Genomic DNA, 2,827 nt, shown 5'->3' with positions numbered 1-2,827 from the left:
CCGTCGATGTTCTCGAGCGCAAGGCGCAACGTCGGCAGGGCAAGCTGCCCGTCCGCGGTGGTGACCGTGCCCGACACCGACGACAGCGCCGGCGGACCGTTGATGGCGAGGTCGAGCCGCGCGGTGCCCTCCAGCGTGCGCGGTGCGATGAACGGGTTGGCCAGCGCCAGCGGCGCGGTGCCGTTCACCGACAAGTTCACCTGGCCCGCGTCGCGCGCGACGGTGCCGTCCACGGCGGCGCTGATCCCGCCGGGACCGGTGGCGTCGAGGTCGATCCGGAAGGGGCCGCCGTCGCTGCGCGCGGTCCCGGAGACCGTCAACGCGCCGGGGAATTGCGGCACCAGCACGCCGAGGTTCGCCAGCCGCGCGTCGATGTCCAGGTTCGCCGAGGTCTGGCTGACCTGGCCGTCGACCGAAGCCGTGATCTGCTGGCCGTCCACGCGCAGCGTGTCGATCGCCAGAAGCCCGTCCTCGGTCAGGGCAGCGTCCAGCGCGATCGCGGTCCGACCGCGCAGAAGCTGGTCCGCCTCGGCGATGCCCACGGCCAGGTTGTTCGTGACCAGCTCGCCCTCGAGATCGAAGGTCGGCGCCTGCGGCGTCACCGTGCCGGCCAGGTTCAGCGACACCGATCCGCCCAGCGACCGGCCGGCGATCTGCGAGAATGCCGAGAGCTGATCGACATTGGCGTCGATCGTGCCGTTGAAGCGCGGCCCCTGCGGCGTTTCGGGATCGATCGTTCCGTCGATCGTCGCGGCGATGCCCCCCGGCCCGCCGGCGTCGATGTCCACGGTCCAGGGGCCACCGTCGCTTTGCGCGGTGCCGCGCAGTGTGGCGGGACCGGACAGCTGCGGTGCGACGACGCCGATATCGGCCAGCCGCAGGTCCATGTCGACCGCGCCGCCGGAGTCGGCGATGCGCCCGTCGATGCTGCCGGACAGGTTGGTGCCATCGAGGTCGAGCGCGTCGATGATCAGCGTGCCGTCGGCCGTCAGCGCGGCGTCCAGCGCGATTTCCGTGCGACCCTGCAGCAGGCGGTCGGCCGCCTCGATCCCGACTTCGAGGTCCGTCGATACGGCCTCGGCCACGATGTCGAAGCTGGGCGCCGTGGGCGTGGCGTTGCCCGTCGCGGTCAGCGAGATCGCGCCCGAAAGCGGCCGGTCGGCGATCTGCGAGTAGGCGGAAAGCTCGCCGATCGCGGCCTCGATGGTGCCGGACAGGAACAGCCCGTCCGGCGTGTCGGGCTCGACCGTGCCGTCGTAGCGCAGGATCGTCTGGCCCGGCGCGTCGCCACTGACCGACACGTCCCAACCCGACGGCTGCTGTACCGCCTGCGCGGTCAGGGTGGTCACGCCGGTCAGGCCGGGGATCACGTCGCCCGTCTCGGTCAGCCGCGCGTTCAGTGACAGGTCGCCATTGCCGCCGCCCAGCTGGCCCGTCGCCTCGAGGCGGACCGCCTCGGTCTGCACGCGAAGCGGCGCGACCTGAAGGCCCGTCTCGCTGCGCACGGCGTTCACCTCGACCAGGCCCGTGCCCTCGAGCAGGGGGTCGAGCTGCGCGATGCCGGTCGAGACGTCCTGCGTCGTGCCGCGCAGGTTCAGATCGAACGCGCCGGTCAGCGGCGTGACGCTGCCGTTGATCGCCAGTTCGGCCGCACCCGCAAGGTCGAGGTCGACCAGCGGCGCGAAGCGCGCCAGCCGGTCGGCGTTGACCACCAGGTTCGGCGCGACGCGAACGCCCAGCTGATCCTCGAGCCCGTTGACCGTGACCGCGCCGGTGACGCCGTAATCGCTCCCGCCCAGGTCGATGCCGGTGATCGTCAGCGGCTGGCCGGGCTGCCAGTCGAAGGACAGCTCGCCCGCCAGCGACGTGCCGACCGCCGCATCGAGCTCGGCATCGCCCAACGACAAGGCGTCCGTATCCAGTTCGAGCGTGCCCGTCACACCGCCGGCCTCGGGCGCGATCCGCCCGGTGCCGTCCAGCGTCACACGGCCGATCTCGACGCTGTCGCGCACGAAATCCTGCACCGTGCCGCTGAGTTGCCACGTGTCGGATTCCGCCCGGTCGTACTGCGCCGTCAGTTGCGCCTCGGCGAGGCGGATCTGCGGGCCGCCCAGCGGCAGAAGCACGTCCTCCTCGCCATCGGCCGGGGTGATGTCGGCGTCGAGGTCGAAACGATCCGGCCAGCCGTCGGCGCCGATACGGGCGCTGCCCTCGAGGTCCAGCGCGGCGGCGTCCACCGACAGCGTGTCCAGCGTGATCGCCCCGTCCGGCAGCCGCGCGCCCGACGCGACCAGCGCGATCCGGTCGCCCAAAAAGTCGCGGTATTCCGGCGCCAGGAGCGGCGCGAGATCGCCGCCGATATCGACGGCGAAGCCCTGCGCGCCGCCATCAGTCTCCTGCAGCGCCAGCGTGCCGGTCAGGCGCGGTTCTCCGCCGGTCTGCAGGCTCAGCGCGGCCTCGAAATCCGCCAGCGTGCCGTCGCCTTCAAGGGTCAACGACAGCGAGTCCCCTTCGGGCAGGCCGATCCGCTGGGCTACGAGTCCGCCCTGCGGCTCGCTGAGTTCAAGGTTCAGCGCAAGCTGGCGCGTGGCGTTCTCGAAGCTGCCCGCGATCTGTAGGCTGGCCGGCGTGTCCAGACGCTCGACCGCCAGGTCGACCTCGCCCTCGCCGCCTTCGAGATTGGCCGAGCCCTGAAGCGAAAAGGCCGCGTCCTCGCCCAGAACCGGCGCGCCGATCTCGGCCCGGTCGACGGTGAGGTCGGCCAGCCGGATCGCCACCGGAAGCTCGGGCAGGGTGAACGGACCTGACGCCTCGGGCGCGGGCACGT

Annotated in this window: 1 pseudogene; it reads right to left on the bottom strand. The window is 71.9% G+C overall.

Annotated features, from left to right (window positions below):
* Nucleotides 1–2,827: pseudogene (locus ACFDTC_RS02470) on the bottom strand (hypothetical protein); the annotation flags it as partial.

Origin of the sequence: Citreimonas sp. (assembly GCF_042096055.1) — a bacterium.
GTDB lineage: Bacteria > Pseudomonadota > Alphaproteobacteria > Rhodobacterales > Rhodobacteraceae > Citreimonas.
The sequence above is the reverse complement of the archived record's forward strand: the minus strand, read 5'-3'. Positions and strand labels throughout refer to the sequence as shown.